Origin of the sequence: Pseudomonas allokribbensis (assembly GCF_014863605.1) — a bacterium.
GTDB lineage: Bacteria > Pseudomonadota > Gammaproteobacteria > Pseudomonadales > Pseudomonadaceae > Aquipseudomonas > Aquipseudomonas allokribbensis.
Map to the genome: position 1 here is coordinate 2507374 of NZ_CP062252.1, position 14503 is coordinate 2521876.

Annotated in this window: 14 protein-coding genes; 8 read left to right on the forward strand and 6 right to left on the reverse strand. The window is 60.5% G+C overall.

What is annotated here, in order from left to right; translation table 11 throughout:
* Window positions 1-18 precede the first annotated feature (18 nt).
* On the reverse strand, window positions 19-1101 hold the full coding sequence (locus IF199_RS11595) for a bifunctional transcriptional activator/DNA repair enzyme AdaA (RefSeq protein WP_192560443.1): 1083 nt from the start codon (window positions 1099-1101) through the stop codon (window positions 19-21).
* A 109-nt stretch (window positions 1102-1210) separates the two neighbouring features.
* Here IF199_RS11595 and IF199_RS11600 point away from each other — a divergent pair, with 109 nt between their 5' ends.
* Entirely contained in the window at window positions 1211-1624 is a 414-nt protein-coding gene (locus IF199_RS11600) for a VOC family protein (RefSeq protein ID WP_192560444.1), read from the forward strand.
* On the opposite strand, the gene IF199_RS11605 is transcribed toward IF199_RS11600, so the two are convergent.
* Window positions 1621-2241 (reverse strand): LysE family translocator, encoded by a 621-nt coding sequence (locus IF199_RS11605; RefSeq protein ID WP_192560445.1) that lies wholly within the window; start codon window positions 2239-2241, stop codon window positions 1621-1623. The genes IF199_RS11600 and IF199_RS11605 overlap by 4 nt on opposite strands.
* Window positions 2242-2514: 273 nt before the next feature.
* Between IF199_RS11605 and IF199_RS11610 the strand changes: the two genes are divergently transcribed.
* Both IF199_RS11610 and IF199_RS11615 read left to right on the forward strand, forming a co-directional pair.
* Window positions 2515-3120, forward strand: a complete 606-nt coding sequence (locus IF199_RS11610) for a biliverdin-producing heme oxygenase (protein WP_192560446.1) — start codon at window positions 2515-2517, stop codon at window positions 3118-3120.
* On the forward strand, window positions 3117-5354 hold the full coding sequence (locus IF199_RS11615) for an ATP-binding protein (protein ID WP_192560447.1): 2238 nt from the start codon (window positions 3117-3119) through the stop codon (window positions 5352-5354). The genes IF199_RS11610 and IF199_RS11615 overlap by 4 nt, the downstream gene beginning before the upstream one ends.
* Here IF199_RS11615 and IF199_RS11620 read toward each other — a convergent pair.
* A complete protein-coding gene (locus IF199_RS11620; protein ID WP_192560448.1) occupies window positions 5332-6117 on the reverse strand; it encodes a type 1 glutamine amidotransferase domain-containing protein in 786 nt (261 codons plus the stop codon). The genes IF199_RS11615 and IF199_RS11620 overlap by 23 nt on opposite strands.
* A 142-nt stretch (window positions 6118-6259) precedes the next feature.
* Here IF199_RS11620 and IF199_RS11625 point away from each other — a divergent pair, with 142 nt between their 5' ends.
* The 3 genes from IF199_RS11625 to IF199_RS11635 all read left to right on the forward strand — a co-directional run bounded on the left by IF199_RS11625 (window position 6260) and on the right by IF199_RS11635 (window position 10605).
* Window positions 6260-6847, forward strand: coding sequence for a LysE family translocator (locus IF199_RS11625; protein ID WP_192560449.1), 588 nt, complete (start codon window positions 6260-6262; stop codon window positions 6845-6847).
* Between the two features lie 354 nt (window positions 6848-7201).
* Window positions 7202-7573, forward strand: a complete 372-nt coding sequence (locus tag IF199_RS11630) for a DUF6124 family protein (RefSeq protein ID WP_192560450.1) — start codon at window positions 7202-7204, stop codon at window positions 7571-7573.
* A 185-nt stretch (window positions 7574-7758) separates the two neighbouring features.
* Entirely contained in the window at window positions 7759-10605 is a 2847-nt protein-coding gene (locus IF199_RS11635) for a hypothetical protein (protein WP_192560451.1), read from the forward strand.
* Between the two features lie 121 nt (window positions 10606-10726).
* Here the strand turns inward: IF199_RS11635 and IF199_RS11640 are convergent, their stop codons facing one another.
* Complete coding sequence (locus IF199_RS11640) at window positions 10727-11560, reverse strand: AraC family transcriptional regulator (protein WP_192560452.1); 834 nt, start codon at window positions 11558-11560, stop codon at window positions 10727-10729.
* A gap of 32 nt (window positions 11561-11592) precedes the next feature.
* On the reverse strand, window positions 11593-12096 hold the full coding sequence (locus tag IF199_RS11645; RefSeq protein WP_192560453.1) for a VOC family protein: 504 nt from the start codon (window positions 12094-12096) through the stop codon (window positions 11593-11595).
* A 263-nt stretch (window positions 12097-12359) separates the two neighbouring features.
* Here IF199_RS11645 and IF199_RS11650 point away from each other — a divergent pair, with 263 nt between their 5' ends.
* Both IF199_RS11650 and IF199_RS11655 read left to right on the forward strand, forming a co-directional pair.
* Window positions 12360-12608, forward strand: coding sequence for a transmembrane sensor/regulator PpyR (locus IF199_RS11650; protein WP_192560454.1), 249 nt, complete (start codon window positions 12360-12362; stop codon window positions 12606-12608).
* A 1-nt stretch (window position 12609) separates the two neighbouring features.
* Window positions 12610-13764, forward strand: coding sequence for an NnrS family protein (locus IF199_RS11655; RefSeq protein ID WP_192560455.1), 1155 nt, complete (start codon window positions 12610-12612; stop codon window positions 13762-13764).
* A gap of 4 nt (window positions 13765-13768) precedes the next feature.
* Here IF199_RS11655 and IF199_RS11660 read toward each other — a convergent pair whose 3' ends face one another.
* The gene (locus IF199_RS11660; protein ID WP_192560456.1) at window positions 13769-14440 is read right to left on the reverse strand and encodes a class I SAM-dependent methyltransferase; all 672 of its coding nucleotides are present in this window, start codon (window positions 14438-14440) and stop codon (window positions 13769-13771) included.
* Window positions 14441-14503 lie beyond the last annotated feature (63 nt).

Here is a 14503-nt window from a genome sequence, read left to right on the forward strand (position 1 = left end):
TCCCTTCTTGTCGGTTGTTCAGAAAGCCAGCGGTTGCGTCAGTTGCACGGCAGCGTTTTCCAGCCTGAGCAAAAACGCCTTGCGCGGTTGTCCACCACCATAGCCGGTCAGCGAGCCGTCCGCACCGATCACCCGATGGCACGGCACCACGATCGACAGCCGATTGTGCCCGTTGGCCAGCCCCACCGCGCGACTGGCGCCGGGTTTGCCCAGCCGTGCGGCGATGCTGCCGTAAGTGCTGGTGTGGCCGTAGGGGATTTGCCGCAGTTCGGCCCAGACCTGACGGGCAAACTCACTGCCGGGCAGGTGCAGTGGCACGCTGAACTCGCTCAGCTTGCCGGCGAAGTACAGCGCCAGTTCGTTTTCGATCTGCTGCAAATGCGCGTTGTGTCCCGGCGCGACCACGTAGCCGTAGCGGTTTTGCAATTCTTCGACTTCCCGGGTCAGCGCCGGGCGGTCGAGAAACTCCAGCAACACCAGCCCGCGTCGCTCGGCCATGGCGATCATTGGCCCCAGCGGCGTGGTCAGGCGGGTGAACAACAGCGGTTCGCTGGCCGCTGCGCGTCCCGGCGTGATGTGGAACGACTTCTGAAACGCATCGCGAAAACCGCTGAGAGATTCATAACCGGAGTCGAACGCCGCGTGGTCGATGGAGGTGCCTTGCTTGATCCCACCCAACGCCACGCCCAGCCGGCGGGTGCGCAGCCACGCATGAAAGGTCATGCCGAAATGCTGCTTGAACCAGCGCCGCAGCTTCAGCGGTTCGATGCCCTCGGCGAGCAATTGCGCATCGCTCCAGCGCAGCTCCGGATCGGCGTCGACGGCTTTCAACAGCCGTTGCACCCAGTCCGGGGCGATGGCTGCAGCGTCCAGCGGTTTGCAGCGCAGGCAGGCGCGGTAACCGGCGGACAGGCAGTCGTCAGCGTGGGCGAAGAACTCGACGTTTTCCGGTTTCGGCTTGCGCGCCGTGCAGGTAGGGCGGCAAAAGATCCCGGTGGTTTTCACGGCCGTAAAGAACACGCCTTCATAGGCAGTGTCGCTTGCGAGCATGGCGCGAACCATTTCGGCGTGAGGGGGCAGGGCAGCGGTCTGTATGTTCATGGGCCGAGGATAAAACCAGTTATTCGATGGCTCCACCGAAAAATCGACAATGAATTTTCGGGCCGCTGCACTACAGTGATCGGGTCGCTACAACTCGGGAATTGCCTGTATGCCACCGTTCACGATTCAACACATCGATCACATCGTGCTGCGCGTTGCGGATCTGCAACGCAGCATTGATTTCTACGACCGGGTCTTCGGTGCCGAAGTGGTCAAGCGCAACGAAAAATTCGGTCTGGTGCACCTGCGTGCCGGCACGTCGATGATCGATCTGGTCGACCTCGACGGCGAAATCGGCCGCAAGGGCGGCGCCGCTGCCGGCAGCGAACGGCGCAATGTCGATCATTTCTGCCTGCGCATCGAGCCGTTCGATGAAGAGGCTTTGATCAGTCACCTGCAAGCCTGTGGGTTGTCCGTCGACAAGGCCTCCACCCGTTACGGCGCCGAGGGCAACGGCCTGTCGCTGTATTGCTTTGATCCGGACGGCAATCAGGTCGAGCTCAAAGGCCCGTCCGAAGCTTAGGCCCGCTTGGCCATTAGCAACACCGAAGCCGCCGCCGACAACAGCCCCGCGCAGCAACGGTTGAAAATCCGTTTGCCGCGCGGCTCGGCGAACCAGCGGCGCATGTGCAGGCCCATGTACGCGTAGGCGCTGATGGCGATCCACTCCAGCAGCAGGAACAGCACGCCCAGCAGCATGAACTGCGGGGTGATGGCGCGATTCGGGTCGACGAATTGCGGCAGGAAGGCGGTGAAGATCAGGATTGCCTTGGGATTACCTGCAGCCACCAGAAACTCCTGACGTGCCAGGGCCAGAAGCCCACTTGCCGGCGCAGTAACGGCGTCTTCTGCAGCCGGATTCGCTCGCCACAGCTGCCACGCCAGATACAGAAGATACCCCGCGCCGACAATCTTGATCCCGTAGAACAACAGCTCGGACGTTTGCAGCACCACCGCCAGCCCCGCCGCCGCGAGGGCGATCATCCCGGCAAACGCCAGCAACCGACCGACACCCGCCACACAGGCGCGACGATAGCCGTAACGGGTGGCGTTGCTGACCGACAGCAGGTTGTTCGGGCCGGGTGCCATGTTCAAGGCGAAACAGGCGGGCAGAAACAGGGAAAGGGTGGCGAGATCCATGGCGCGGGCTCCGGTGGCGGGACGGCTATTTTTATCATGCTGGCGGCGGGCCGGAACCGTACAGTCAGGCTGCGGAGTCGCGGTACAGCGATTGCCGGGCGCGAATCCGTTCGAACTTTCTGCCGCCCCGCCAACTCTGAATTCGTCACAGGGTGATGGAATCGGCAGAAAAACCCATCAACCGGTCAGAAAACGCCTTGGCCGTGTAAGCTTTCGCGCCACGCTATTCCATTCCCCCATGGCCCCAGGCGGCCCACTGTACGAGCGACCTACATGCAAGCAAAGGCCCGCGAGGTTCATGTACCACCGGTGTTGCAGGATCTGCGCGCCGGCACGGCCGAACTGCACATTGCTCTGGAAAAACGCCTTCCTTTCTTCTCCGACACCCTTGATCTGCAAGCCTTCGAGCGACTGATGCGCGCCTATTACGGCTTCTATCAGCCACTGGAAAGTGCATTGCAGGACAGCGGCGAGATCCCTGCCGATTTCGATCTGGTTTCGCGCCTCAAGGCGCCGACCCTGCAACGCGATCTGCAAGCGTTGGGCGCGAACGACGGGGACTTTTCGATCTGCCGCCAGTTGCCCGTCATCGACTCTGCCGCCGCGTGCCTGGGCGTGCTGTACGTGCTGGAAGGCGCAACTCTCGGCGGGCAGATCCTGCGCCGGGAAATCGCCTCGCGGCTGAGCCTGGGCGCGGACAACGGCGCGGCGTTTCTGGACATCTACGGCGTTGCCACCGGCCGGCGCTGGCGCGACTTCATCGAATACCTGGGCAGTCGCCCGATGGACGCCGACGAGCGCGAAGCCGTCGTGGCGGCCGCCCACACCACATTCAGCTGTTTCGAGCGCTGGCTCGAAAGCCAGGAGGTTCTGGTATGACCCCGCAAGACAAAGAAGCCTTTGAAGAGTTGCTGGCCAACTGCGCCGACGAGCCGATCCGTTTTCCCGGCGCGATCCAGCCTCACGGGTTGCTGCTGACCCTGAGCGAGCCTGACCTTTCGATCATTCAGATCAGCGCCAACGTCGAGACTTTGCTGGCGCGCCCGGCACAAGAACTGATTGGCCAGCCACTGCAAAGCCTGATCGGCGATGCCCATGCCGCGCAGGTTCGCGAAGCCTTGCAGCAGCCGACCCTGTCCGACGCGTCGCCGCTGCACTTTCGCCTTAATGGCACGGCGTTCGAAGGCTTGCTGCACCGGCATCAGGATGTGCTGATTCTGGAGCTGGAAATCCACGTCGAGAACTTCCAGCCGCGCAACGTCGCCGGCACCGAAACCCACCTGGGGCGGATGCTTGCGCGCCTGCAAAAGGCCCAGAGCCTGCAAACGCTGTACGACATCAGCGTCAAGGAAATCCAGGCCATGACCGGTTACGACCGGGTGCTGATCTATCGCTTCGAGGAGGAGGGCCACGGTCAGGTCATCGCCGAAGCGTCCGACCCGTCGATGGAAGTCTTCAACGGGTTGTTCTTCCCCGCGTCCGATATCCCCGAGCAGGCCCGCGAGCTGTACCGCACCAACTGGCTGCGAATCATCCCGAATGCCGACTACCAACCGGTGCCGCTGCTGCCCAAGTTGCGCCCGGACACCCAGACCCCGCTGGATCTGAGCTTCGCGACGTTGCGCAGCGTGTCGCCGATCCACTGCCAGTACATGAAGAACATGGGCGTGCTGTCCTCGATGAGCATTTCCCTGCTCAAGGGCGACCGGCTCTGGGGCCTGATCAGTTGCGGCAATCGCCAGCCGCTGCATGTGCCGCACGAGTTGCGCACGGCCTGCCAGACCATCGGCCAGGTGCTGTCGTTGCAGATCAGCGCGATGGAAGCGCTGGAAGTCAGCCGTCAACGCGAGGAAAAAGTTGAGGCGCTGGCGTTGCTCAATCAGGCGATGATTGATTCCCCTCAGAACGTCTTCGATGGCCTGGCCAACCAGCCGCAGGTCCTGATGGCACTGGCCAATGCCGGTGGCATCGCGATCATCGAAGACAAGCAGTTGCACCGTTACGGCAATTGCCCGGAGCCGGAGGAGATTCGTGCCCTGCACAAGTGGCTGCAGGAACGCGGCGAGCCGGTGTTTGCCAGTCATCATCTGGCCAGCGTCTATCCGCCGGCGGCGCACTATCAGCAGGTCGCCAGCGGTGTGCTCGCCATGAGCCTGCCCAAACCGGTGGACAACGGCGTTCTGTGGTTCCGGCCCGAAGTCAAAGAGAACATTAACTGGAGCGGTGACCCGCGCAAGCCGTTGGATCTGGAAAACTCCGACGCGGGCCTGCGTCTGCGACCGCGTACTTCGTTCGAAATCTGGAAGGTCGAGATGGCCGGGATTTCCACCAAGTGGAGCCACGGCGATCTGTTCGCTGCCAACGACCTGCGTCGCTCGGCGCTGGAAAATGATCTGGCCCGTCAGGTGCGCCGCGAGCAGGAAGCGGTGCGCGCCCGTGATGAGCTTGTCGCTGTGGTTTCCCACGATCTGCGCAACCCGATGACCGTGATCTCGATGCTGTGCGGCATGATGCAGAAGGCTTTCAGCTCAGACGGGCCGCACACCTCGCGACGTATCTCGACGGCTATCGACACCATGCAACAAGCCGCCGGGCGCATGAACACGCTGCTGGAGGACTTGCTCGATACCTCGAAAATCGACGCCGGGCGCTACACCATCGCGCCGCAGAAACTCGACGTTGCGCAGATGTTCGAAGAAGCCCAATCACTGCTCGCGCCACTGGCGCTGGACAAGGACATCAGCATTTCGTTCGAGGCCGATCCCGATCTGAGCATCCATGCCGATCCTGAGCGACTGTTTCAGGTGCTGTCGAATCTGGTCGGCAACGCGATCAAGTTCACCCCGCGCCTGGGCACGGTCGATGTGTATGCCAAATCGGTCGGCGACGACATCGTCTTTACGGTGCGCGACAGCGGCGAAGGCATTCCCAAGGATCACTTGCCGCACGTGTTCGACCGTTACTGGACGGTGAAGGACGGCAACCCGACCGGCACCGGGCTGGGCCTGTACATCACGCAGGGCATCGTCGAGGCCCATGGCGGGCGGATTGTTGCCGAGAGCGAGCCGGGACAGGGCAGCGAATTTCGCTTCACCGTGCCACGTCTGGACTGAGCAGCGGTTCGCGACGGGTGGCCTGCAACAGTGCCACCCATTCGGCGGCGAATCGATGGCAATCGCCGGGCCAGCGCGCCGTCAGCAATTGGCCGTCGCGCACCACAAATCCCGCGAGGGGTGCCTGCGCGCAATCTCGCTTGGCGATGAGTGGGCCGCGTATGAAATCGGCCTTGCTGGCCAGTGCGGTTTTCACTTCTGCCTCGACCGTCTGTTTGTAGGTGCGGTAGTAGCGCCCCAGCCAGAACGAGGTCATCAGCCACGCCGGCAGCTCCATGGTTGCCGCGAGCAACGCGGTGACCTTGCGCCCGAACAACACCGAACGCCCGGTTTCCGGATCGAGCGTCCGGGCCAGCAACAACACGCCATGACACACCGCTGCCACGGGTTTTTCAGCCTTGAAAAATTGCAGGGCGATCTGCTGGGCCTGCGTGGACTCCAACAGCGTGCGCATCCCCTTGGCATGACCGCCGGGAATCAATAAACCGTCGAACCGGGTCGTGTCGACATCGGCATACGCCAGCGGCTGGCGAAACGCTTCGGATTCGATCATCTGCGTGTAACTGTCGAGGTCGGCCTTGCGCGTCATCAGCATCGAACTCAACAGACCGAACCCGATGTCCACCAGCCGCGGGTCGGCGTGGGCGGGCAAGCCTTGCGGCGTGGCAAAACGCACCTCGATGCCCGCGTTGCGCAATGCCTGCCAGGGCACGCTGCTTTCGGTGGGGTCGTAATCGGCGGCGGGCAGCAGAATCAGAATCATCGAGGGCAGACTTCCAGTCGAGAGTGGTCGCAGAGCTACAGCGTAGTGGGTCTACGGATACGGGGGTAATTTCGTTCAATACCGCCGGGTGGTGTGCTGGCTACTGTGAGCGCCTTGTTCCTCGATTTGAAGCAGGTGTGCGATGAGTCTGATTGTGTCGATGGCGGCGTTTGCCCTGGCCGCGTCCATTACCCCGGGGCCGGTGAATATCGTGGCGTTGAGTTCGGGTGCGCAGTTCGGTTTTCGTGCCAGCCAACGGCATGTGGCGGGGGCGACGCTGGGGTTTGTGTTGTTGCTGGTGTTGATGGGGCTGGGATTGCATGAAGTGCTTACGCTGTGGCCGTCGCTGACCCGCGTGGTGCAACTGGCCGGGGTGGCGTTTCTGTTGTTCATGGCCTGGAAACTGGCCACCGATAACGGTCAGTTGAATACGGGAGAATCGGGCAGGGCGCCGTCGATGCTCTACGGCGCGGTGATGCAATGGCTCAATCCCAAGGCGTGGCTGGCCTGCGTGGCGGGGATGGGCGCGTTCGTGGCCGATGGCGAGGCGCGGCTGGTGTGGCAGTTTGCTGCGGTGTATCTGGTGATCTGTTATCTGTCGGTGGGTTGCTGGGTGTATGCCGGGACGTTTCTGCGCGGCTATCTCGGCAACCCTGCGGGGATGCGCCTGTTCAACCGGGTGATGGCGGCGTTATTGGCGATTAGTGCAGGGTATTTGTTGCTGCCGTGAGCGGGCGGGCGTTAGGTTTAAAGGTGTTTAAGGATGCTTCCGGCAAGCCACAACGCCTTGCGCCTTTGCCTACGCATCCGCCAGAATCCGCCGGCTTGTGGGCCTTGGGGCCGGGTTCTATCGTGTGTCGGTCGCTGACGAATCAGCGACCGGACTTGACCGTCCGACTCAATCAAGGCGCCAGCGTGCCGTTTCCGTTCAGCTCTCGTGGCTGTTCGTGTTATGGCGGTTGTATGCGGGATACCTTCGGGTATGCCGGGTTCCTTGATTCCCGGTCGGTCAACCCGCGTACAGCTGCCACCTGTTTCGATTGACCGCGAACGGTTGCAGCTCCGCCTATCAAGGAGCTTCACCATGATCAAGCCAACGCCAAACCCGCCTGAAACAGATACAACCTCGCCCTACGAAACCCTCGATTCAAAGAAATTCCACGAAGCCGCCGAACGCGCCCTCGATCACTACCTCAATCCGTTCCACCCCAGAAAGCCGCTGCTCAAACCCAACTCCCGCTACCTCATCGCCCCCGGCATCGCGAACGAAGAACTGCTGGCCGACGCCTGCGAAACCCTGACCTCGGCCAAAACCATGGCCAGCGATTTCGCCGGGATGATCGATGCGCCGCAGCGGCATGTGCTGCTGGGCATCGGGCAACTGATCATGCTGGCGGAACTGGCGGTGAATCGGGTGCTGGATAACCAGGACGTGGCGGCTGAACCTCGGCCCTGAGGGCTGAAACTGAAACGGCCCCTTTGCGGGGCCGTTTTTGTGTCTGCAGGAAAACCGTTCACCGATGACCATTCGTCTTGAAACCACGCTCACCTGTCAGATCTGACAGGTGACGGTTCTCTCCTTTCGCGGTGTCATGAGTTTCGCCCCGAAGATGGCTATTGACTGCGCGCCAGGAGAACAACATGAGCATCAACGTCAATTCGACACAGATCAGCGCCTTGCTCCAGCTGTATCCGATGGCCATCCCGGGCGCAGTAGAAAACCTGCAACCGCCAGGGGCCTACCATCTCGGCATTCCCGAAAGCATTCATTCGCCATCCACCAAACTCTTCATGGTGATCGACCCGGTCACGTTGTTTTCTACTCCCTTCGCGGCAGGTGACTCCGTAAGGCTGTGGGTCAACAGCCAGGCGACATCCGTGATCAAGCCTATCAAACCGGGCGAAGAGAATGACCGCATTTTTATGGAGTTGCCTTGGGGAGTGTTGAAGGATGGCCTCAATACGCTGTACTACGAAGTCACCCGGGTCAGCGGTAATAAAGATCAATCCACCCCGATACTGAATGTGCTGTTCAATAACCCGGTCTCCACTATCACAGTGAATCATCCGCCCAGCATCGGTCCAGGGCAGTCGGCTACCGTCACTTTAACCCGCAGCGACCCGCGCCAATTTGACGAAGTGGAACTGACCATAGGCTCGTGGAGTAAAACCATTCCCTATGTCCATCCTGCCAACCCGGTCACCTATACCTTGACGGCTCTTGACCTCCAGCAGATCGGTGACGGTACTCGTTCAGTGAGCGCCACCCTAAAAGATCAACTGAGTAACCTCAGAGTGTCGCCGACGACCTCCATCGTCATCACCGCCAACACACTTGTGTTACCGCCCCCCTCCGTCACGGGGCAGACAGGCAACAACTTCAGTCCGACCTTGCAGAATGTCGAGGTAGTGGTGCCTGCGGGCACTTTGCTACCCAGCGACAAGGTCTACGTCGAATGGGAGGGCGCAATCAGTGCGCCGGGGGCGTCATTCAAAAGTGCGCAACGGCTGGTCAGTGCCGGCCTGAAGTTTCCGGTACCACGCTCGGTGCTGGCCTACAGCCTGGGCAAAGCGGTCAAGGTTACCTATGTCATCGAGCGCAATGGTGTCTCGACCTCATCGCAAGTCTTGCCACTGAATATCCTGCCATTGCCCGCAACGGCGCTGATCCCGCCGAAAATTCTGGAAGCGGATGCTAATAACGTGCTTGACGTTATCGCGCTGGGCACGAAGAACGCCACGATTCACGCCTTGCTCTTTACGCTTATTGCAGATGGCATGCCGTGCTGGCTTTCGCTGGAGGGCAAGAAGGCGGACGGTACGGCGCACAATCTGGTCTTGTGGAATGGCCTGCCGGCGCGGGTCAATCCGACTTGGGTCAGTCAGGGTTTCTGGCCTGCCGCACTGGTGAGCAGTTACCTGAAGCAACTGGGAGATGGCACTTCACTGCGCATCAAGTTTGCGGTGTCGATGGACATGAGCAATGTCAGAGCGACGGCCTTGGAGTTTCCGGATCGGGTCTACAAGGTCAAGGCTGTGGCGCTCGTAGCGCCAACCATCGCCAACGTGAACGAGAACACCGCCACCGGTAAACCTGTTGCGAACACAGGAACCACCACGGCAACCACGCTGGTGATCAGCGGCAAACTGAGCCCCGGCCAGCAGGGCGAGTTGTACGATGGCAGCGGCGCGAGCGCGAAGCCGTTGGGCAAGGTGACCGCCAACGCGGCGGGCGACTATTCGATCACCATCACGGCCGCGCAGGGTGCCCATCGGTTTTACATTCAGTCGCTGTATCACCCCGGGACGGTGTACTCCAATGTCTGGACGTTGACTGTTGTTGCTCTCGTTGTACCGACCATCGCCAACGTGAACGAGAACACCGCCACCGGTAAACCTGTTGCGAACGCAGGATTCACCACGGCGACCACGCTGGTGATCAGCGGCAAGCTGAGCCCTGGCCAGCAGGGCGAGTTGTACGATGGCAGCGGTGCGAGCGCGAAGCCGTTGGGCAAGGTGACCGCCAACGCGGCGGGAGACTATTCGATCACCATCACGGTCGCGCAGGGCGCCCATCGATTTTACATTCAGTCGCTGTATCACCCCGGGACGGTGTACTCCAATGTTCATACCCTGACTGTGGTGGCACTCGTCAATCCAACTATCGAATCGGTGACTACGGAGCCAGGTAAGGTCGAAATTCCGCATAACGGACCAACGATAGCGGACACCGTCAACGTAACCGGTCAAGCAAGCGCAAATCTGCGGGTAGAGATTCTGGTCAATGGCCAATTGAAAGCGACGCTGACAACGAAGCCGGATGGTAGCTACTCCCAAGCATTGTCCGGATTCAATTACGACACGCGAACAGATATTCAGGTCAGAGCGTTATACGCTAACAATCCAGTTTCGGCGATCCGGTCATTTGTGGTTCGTCGCACCCTGCAAATCGATCAAGGCGACATGAACCTGAATGGATATAGAGTTGAAACCCCATGGCAGAAAAACGGCAACGCCTTCCCGGGCAATACTCAGAGACGCGCAGCTGTATACGGTGTGGGCCCTGTCACTTACAGCTCCAATAACCCGGCTGTAGTTGGTGTTAACTCAGCCGGTGACGTTACCGGATATCGTCACGGTAGTGGGGTAATCACGGCCACTGACGGAGTAACATCCCTGAGTTACCGTGTTTTCGTCACTAAAGTGTTCAAGTTGGAGTTCGGCGTTACCAAACTCAATTATTCGGAGTCGCTCAACTGGATAAGAAGCATTCCTGGCGCAGAACCCGTGGTCAACGCCTTGGGGGGCATGTCTGTGGTTTACGGTCCACCGCAATTCTGGCCGCTGCCGGCTGGCGTCGTTTATAGAGTGTGCAGTGATTCGGGGTGCCCGGCCAATACTTGCCAGCTTTGGATCGCTCCGGCAGGAGTCGCTTGTTATGCTGATCTGGATACCCGCTACGATGCATTTATTCTCGTTCCGATTTAGGCCAAAAAGGTGCCAAAAAGGGGACGCATTTATTTACCTGTTTATTTACCTGCAGCAAAGTCATGACCAATGACGTTGCTGATTACCCTTACGGCCCGCAGCGATGCGGGTCGTTTTGTTGTTATCCCCGATACTGTCCCGGCGTCGCCGCCAGATGCTGCTTGAACGCCCGCTGAAAATGCGCCTGATCGGCAAACCCCGCCTCCAGTGCCACATCCGCAATCAAATGCCCGCGACGCAAACACTCGCGAGCGAACTGGATGCGCTGGTTAACCAAAAACGCATGGGGCGTCATGCCGAAGTGCAGTTTGAAGGCGCGGATCAGGTAGGACGGTGACAGCTCGGCAGCGACGCAGATGTCGTCGAGGCTGAGCAGGTCGGTGCAGTGTTGGCGGATGAAGTCGGCGGCGCGTTCGAGTTTGAAGTTCGGTTCGCGCAACGGAGGTTCGATCGGGTTCAGGCGCAGTTGCAGGTCGCTGAAAAACTCCACCGCTGCGCTCTGTTTGCGCAGCACGTCTTGCTGCTCGTCGACCAACACGCCGTACAACGCATTCAAATCGCGAAACAGACGAGCATCATTTAAATGGGTATCGGAAAACCGCCGAAACTCAAGTTCCGCACTGAACCCCAACTGATGCTGCAGATCCGTCAGCCACGGCGTTTCCACATACAACATCAAATACGACCACGGCTGATCGTCGATCGGGTTGCACGCGTGGACGTCCCCCGGATTCATCAGCACCACGGTGCCGGCCGCCACTTCGAACGATGATTGCTCATGCACATAAGTGCTGCGCCCGGCGGTGATCGCGCCGATGGAAAAGTGCGCGTGGGAGTGCCGTGAGTAGCAGACCTCACGCCCATCGGCGATGGCCCGCGCTTCGATGAAGGGCAGGGCGTCGTCGCGCCAGAAGCGCGGGGCTTGTTCGGGGTTCTTGGCGACAGCTTTCATCATTGTGGTTCTCGGCAGGCCAGTGCCCGAGTGTATTAGCTCTGGCCGGCGAAGGCTCGTTCGAGTTCGGCGATGTCGAGTTTTTTCATCCCGAGCATGGCCTGCATCGCCCGTTGGGCCTTGGTCTGGTCGGCGTCGGTCATCATGTGCATGAACGCCACCGGCACGATCTGCCACGACACGCCGAACTTGTCCTTGAGCCAGCCGCACTGTTGGGCTTCCACTGGGCCGCCGGCAGACAGGTTGCCCCAGAAGTGGTCGACCTCTTCCTGGGTCTGGCAATTGACCTGAAACGACACCGCTTCATTGAATTTGAACACCGGCCCGCCATTGAGCCCGGTGAAGCTGTGGCCGTCGAGTTCGAAACTGACGGTCATCACCGAGCCTTCCGGGCGGCCGTGGAATTCCTGGCCGACCTTGCTGTAGTGGGTGAGGGCGGTGATTTTCGAGTGATCGAAGATCGAGCAGTAGAACTTGGCCGCCGCCTCGGCCTGATCGTCGAACCACAGGCACGGGGTCAGCTTCTGAAAGCGTTGCATGGCAGTCATCCTCGGCAGGTTGGACACGCTGGATTAATAGCGTAGTCAGTCTGGGCTCAGCTGGCGGTGCCGTGGATCGAGTGGTTGGCTGTTGTGAGGATGAGGTGTAGTCGTATTGACTTTGATTGGTGTCATAAAGACTCTTTTGTATTTGTGTCAAATTGACTCGTGTTTTCGCAACTGGCTGATATTGCTGGGCTAAAAATCTGGCACGCAAGTTGAATTGTTCAACGTACAAACTGATCCGCTCAGGAGTACGAAACATGTTCACTGTCTTCGAGAGTCCGCTGAACGTTCTGCACCTGTCGAGCAAAGTGCTCGTTGCCGGTCTGGTCATGTTGCTGGCCGGGATTTACGGCGCTTATCTGTATCAGGGCCCTATGCCGATTGCGTTGCTGGTGGCGATGCACGCCATGACCATCGTCGGCCCGACGCTGATCAAGATCGGCTATGTGATGCGCCTGCTGTCGCAGTATCGGTTGGGCCAGTCACCCGCACTGGCGGTGGCCTGAGATGCGCAGACTCGCGGCGGCGCCAGTGTTCAGCCTGGGCTTTCGGCCGCTGTTTCTGGCCGGGGCCGGATTCGCCGCTCTGGCGGTGCTGATCTGGGGCCTGTGGCTTTACGGCCATTGGTTCGATCTGCAACCGGCGGGCGGCATGCTCGCCTGGCATCGGCATGAGATGCCGTTCGGTTTCGCGGCGGCAATCGTTGCCGGGTTTCTGCTGACGGCGGTGCCCAACTGGACCGGGACTCCCGGCGTGCGCGGCGGGGCGTTGATCGCTTTGGTGTCGGCCTGGCTTCTCGGGCGCGTGGCCTGGTGGATGCCGTTGCCCGTTGGATTGATCCTCGCGCTGCAATGGGTTTTTCTGCCGCTGCTGGCGGTGATGCTGGCGCGGGATCTGATCGCCGCGCGCAAACGCGACAACTACCCGATTGTGCTGGTGCTCGCGCTGATGGCGGGTTGTCAGGCGCTGACCTTGATTGGCCTGTTCAACGACGACACCGGTTTGCAGCGCCAAGGCGTGCTGGGCGCGTTGTGGCTGATTGCGGCGCTGATGACAGTGATTGGCGGGCGAGTGATTCCGTTCTTTATCCAGCGTGGCTTGAACCATCCACCCGTGAAGGCTGCCAATCCACTGCCAACACGATTGCTATTGATCGGCAGTCTGCTGACAGCCGTCACTTTTGCAGCTGGTCTCAATGATTCGCCACGACTGTGGCTGGCAGCACTGTTTGCGCTCACCGGCAGTTTGCAAATACTGCGGCTGATCCGCTGGCATGATCGCGGGATCTGGCGCGTGCCGCTGCTCTGGTCGTTGTACCTGGCTTACGGCTGGATGGCATTGGCGATCTGGGCCATGGCGGCTTGGCATCTGGGACTGCTCGGCCAGCAAAGCCTGGCGACTCATGCGCTGGCCGTTGGCGGTGTCGGTGGCTTGATTCTGGCGATGATTGCGCGGGTCAGCCTCGGCCATACCGGGCGACTGTTGCAGCCACCGAAAGCCGTGGTGCTGGGTTTTGCGCTGGTGCTGATCGCGGCAGGTTGCCGGGTGTTGCTGGTGCCGTTTTCGAGTCTTGGCCTCGGCTTGTCTGTGGTGCTCTGGTGCGCGGCTTTTATTCTGTTCTTACGGCATTACACCGGGATTCTGCTCAAGCCAAGGCTGTAGCGTTTCATCCGCGGCGCTCGGCAATCATCAGCAACGACTGTGGCACAGGGCTTTGCGGATGTTGTGGCTCGCGCAGACTGCTCAACTGAAATCCGGCCATGTCCAGCGCATTCAGCCAACTGGACAAGGTGCGGAAATACCACGGCATCGGTTGCCACTGGCCCTTGAAACCGTCGAAGGTTTCCTCGCGCCAGCCATCCTGATAATCACCCGCTGCCACCGACCACGGATGCAGCGTCTGGATCACCAGCGCACCGCCGGGCACGAGCAGGGCGTTCATGGCGGCGAGCAGCGGGATGATGTCCTGATGCAGCAGGGAAAAGTTGGCGCAGATCAGGTTGTAATCGCGGCCGATGTCGACTTTCGCTTCTACCAAATCTTCATAGCTGGCGACCTGCACCGGTGACGATCCTGCCGCTTGCGCTGCCTCCACCAGTGTTGCATCACCGTCCACGCCGACCGCTTCGATCCCGCGTTCGGCCAGCGCCCGCAACAACCAGCCTTCGCCGCATCCCAGATCGAGCACGCGCTCGGGTTGGCGCCCCATGATTGCCAGCAGAATGGCCTGATCGGTGACCTGCCGACGGCTCTCGATGGCGCCGCTGCGCACGGCTTCGGTCCAGGCCAGGGCGTTGTGGTGCCAGCTCTGGAGCAGGGTGGATTCAGGCGAGGGCATGGCGAGCTCCGAGGATGCGGGTGCAGACAAGGATAGGTCAGGTGTAGTCGGCCAGACGAATCC

What these genes read in the sequence shown, in the direction of transcription:
- IF199_RS11655 (WP_192560455.1), top strand. Translation starts at nt 12,610, where the DNA reads ATGCGCAGACTCGCGGCGGCGCCAGTGTTCAGCCTGGGCTTTCGGCCG.
- IF199_RS11635 (WP_192560451.1), top strand. Translation starts at nt 7,759, where the DNA reads ATGAGCATCAACGTCAATTCGACACAGATCAGCGCCTTGCTCCAGCTG.
- IF199_RS11645 (WP_192560453.1), bottom strand. Translation starts at nt 12,096, where the DNA reads ATGCAACGCTTTCAGAAGCTGACCCCGTGCCTGTGGTTCGACGATCAG.
- IF199_RS11625 (WP_192560449.1), top strand. Translation starts at nt 6,260, where the DNA reads ATGAGTCTGATTGTGTCGATGGCGGCGTTTGCCCTGGCCGCGTCCATT.
- IF199_RS11650 (WP_192560454.1), top strand. Translation starts at nt 12,360, where the DNA reads ATGTTCACTGTCTTCGAGAGTCCGCTGAACGTTCTGCACCTGTCGAGC.
- IF199_RS11640 (WP_192560452.1), bottom strand. Translation starts at nt 11,560, where the DNA reads ATGATGAAAGCTGTCGCCAAGAACCCCGAACAAGCCCCGCGCTTCTGG.
- IF199_RS11630 (WP_192560450.1), top strand. Translation starts at nt 7,202, where the DNA reads ATGATCAAGCCAACGCCAAACCCGCCTGAAACAGATACAACCTCGCCC.
- IF199_RS11660 (WP_192560456.1), bottom strand. Translation starts at nt 14,440, where the DNA reads ATGCCCTCGCCTGAATCCACCCTGCTCCAGAGCTGGCACCACAACGCC.
- IF199_RS11595 (WP_192560443.1), bottom strand. Translation starts at nt 1,101, where the DNA reads ATGAACATACAGACCGCTGCCCTGCCCCCTCACGCCGAAATGGTTCGC.
- IF199_RS11605 (WP_192560445.1), bottom strand. Translation starts at nt 2,241, where the DNA reads ATGGATCTCGCCACCCTTTCCCTGTTTCTGCCCGCCTGTTTCGCCTTG.
- IF199_RS11610 (WP_192560446.1), top strand. Translation starts at nt 2,515, where the DNA reads ATGCAAGCAAAGGCCCGCGAGGTTCATGTACCACCGGTGTTGCAGGAT.
- IF199_RS11600 (WP_192560444.1), top strand. Translation starts at nt 1,211, where the DNA reads ATGCCACCGTTCACGATTCAACACATCGATCACATCGTGCTGCGCGTT.
- IF199_RS11615 (WP_192560447.1), top strand. Translation starts at nt 3,117, where the DNA reads ATGACCCCGCAAGACAAAGAAGCCTTTGAAGAGTTGCTGGCCAACTGC.
- IF199_RS11620 (WP_192560448.1), bottom strand. Translation starts at nt 6,117, where the DNA reads ATGATTCTGATTCTGCTGCCCGCCGCCGATTACGACCCCACCGAAAGC.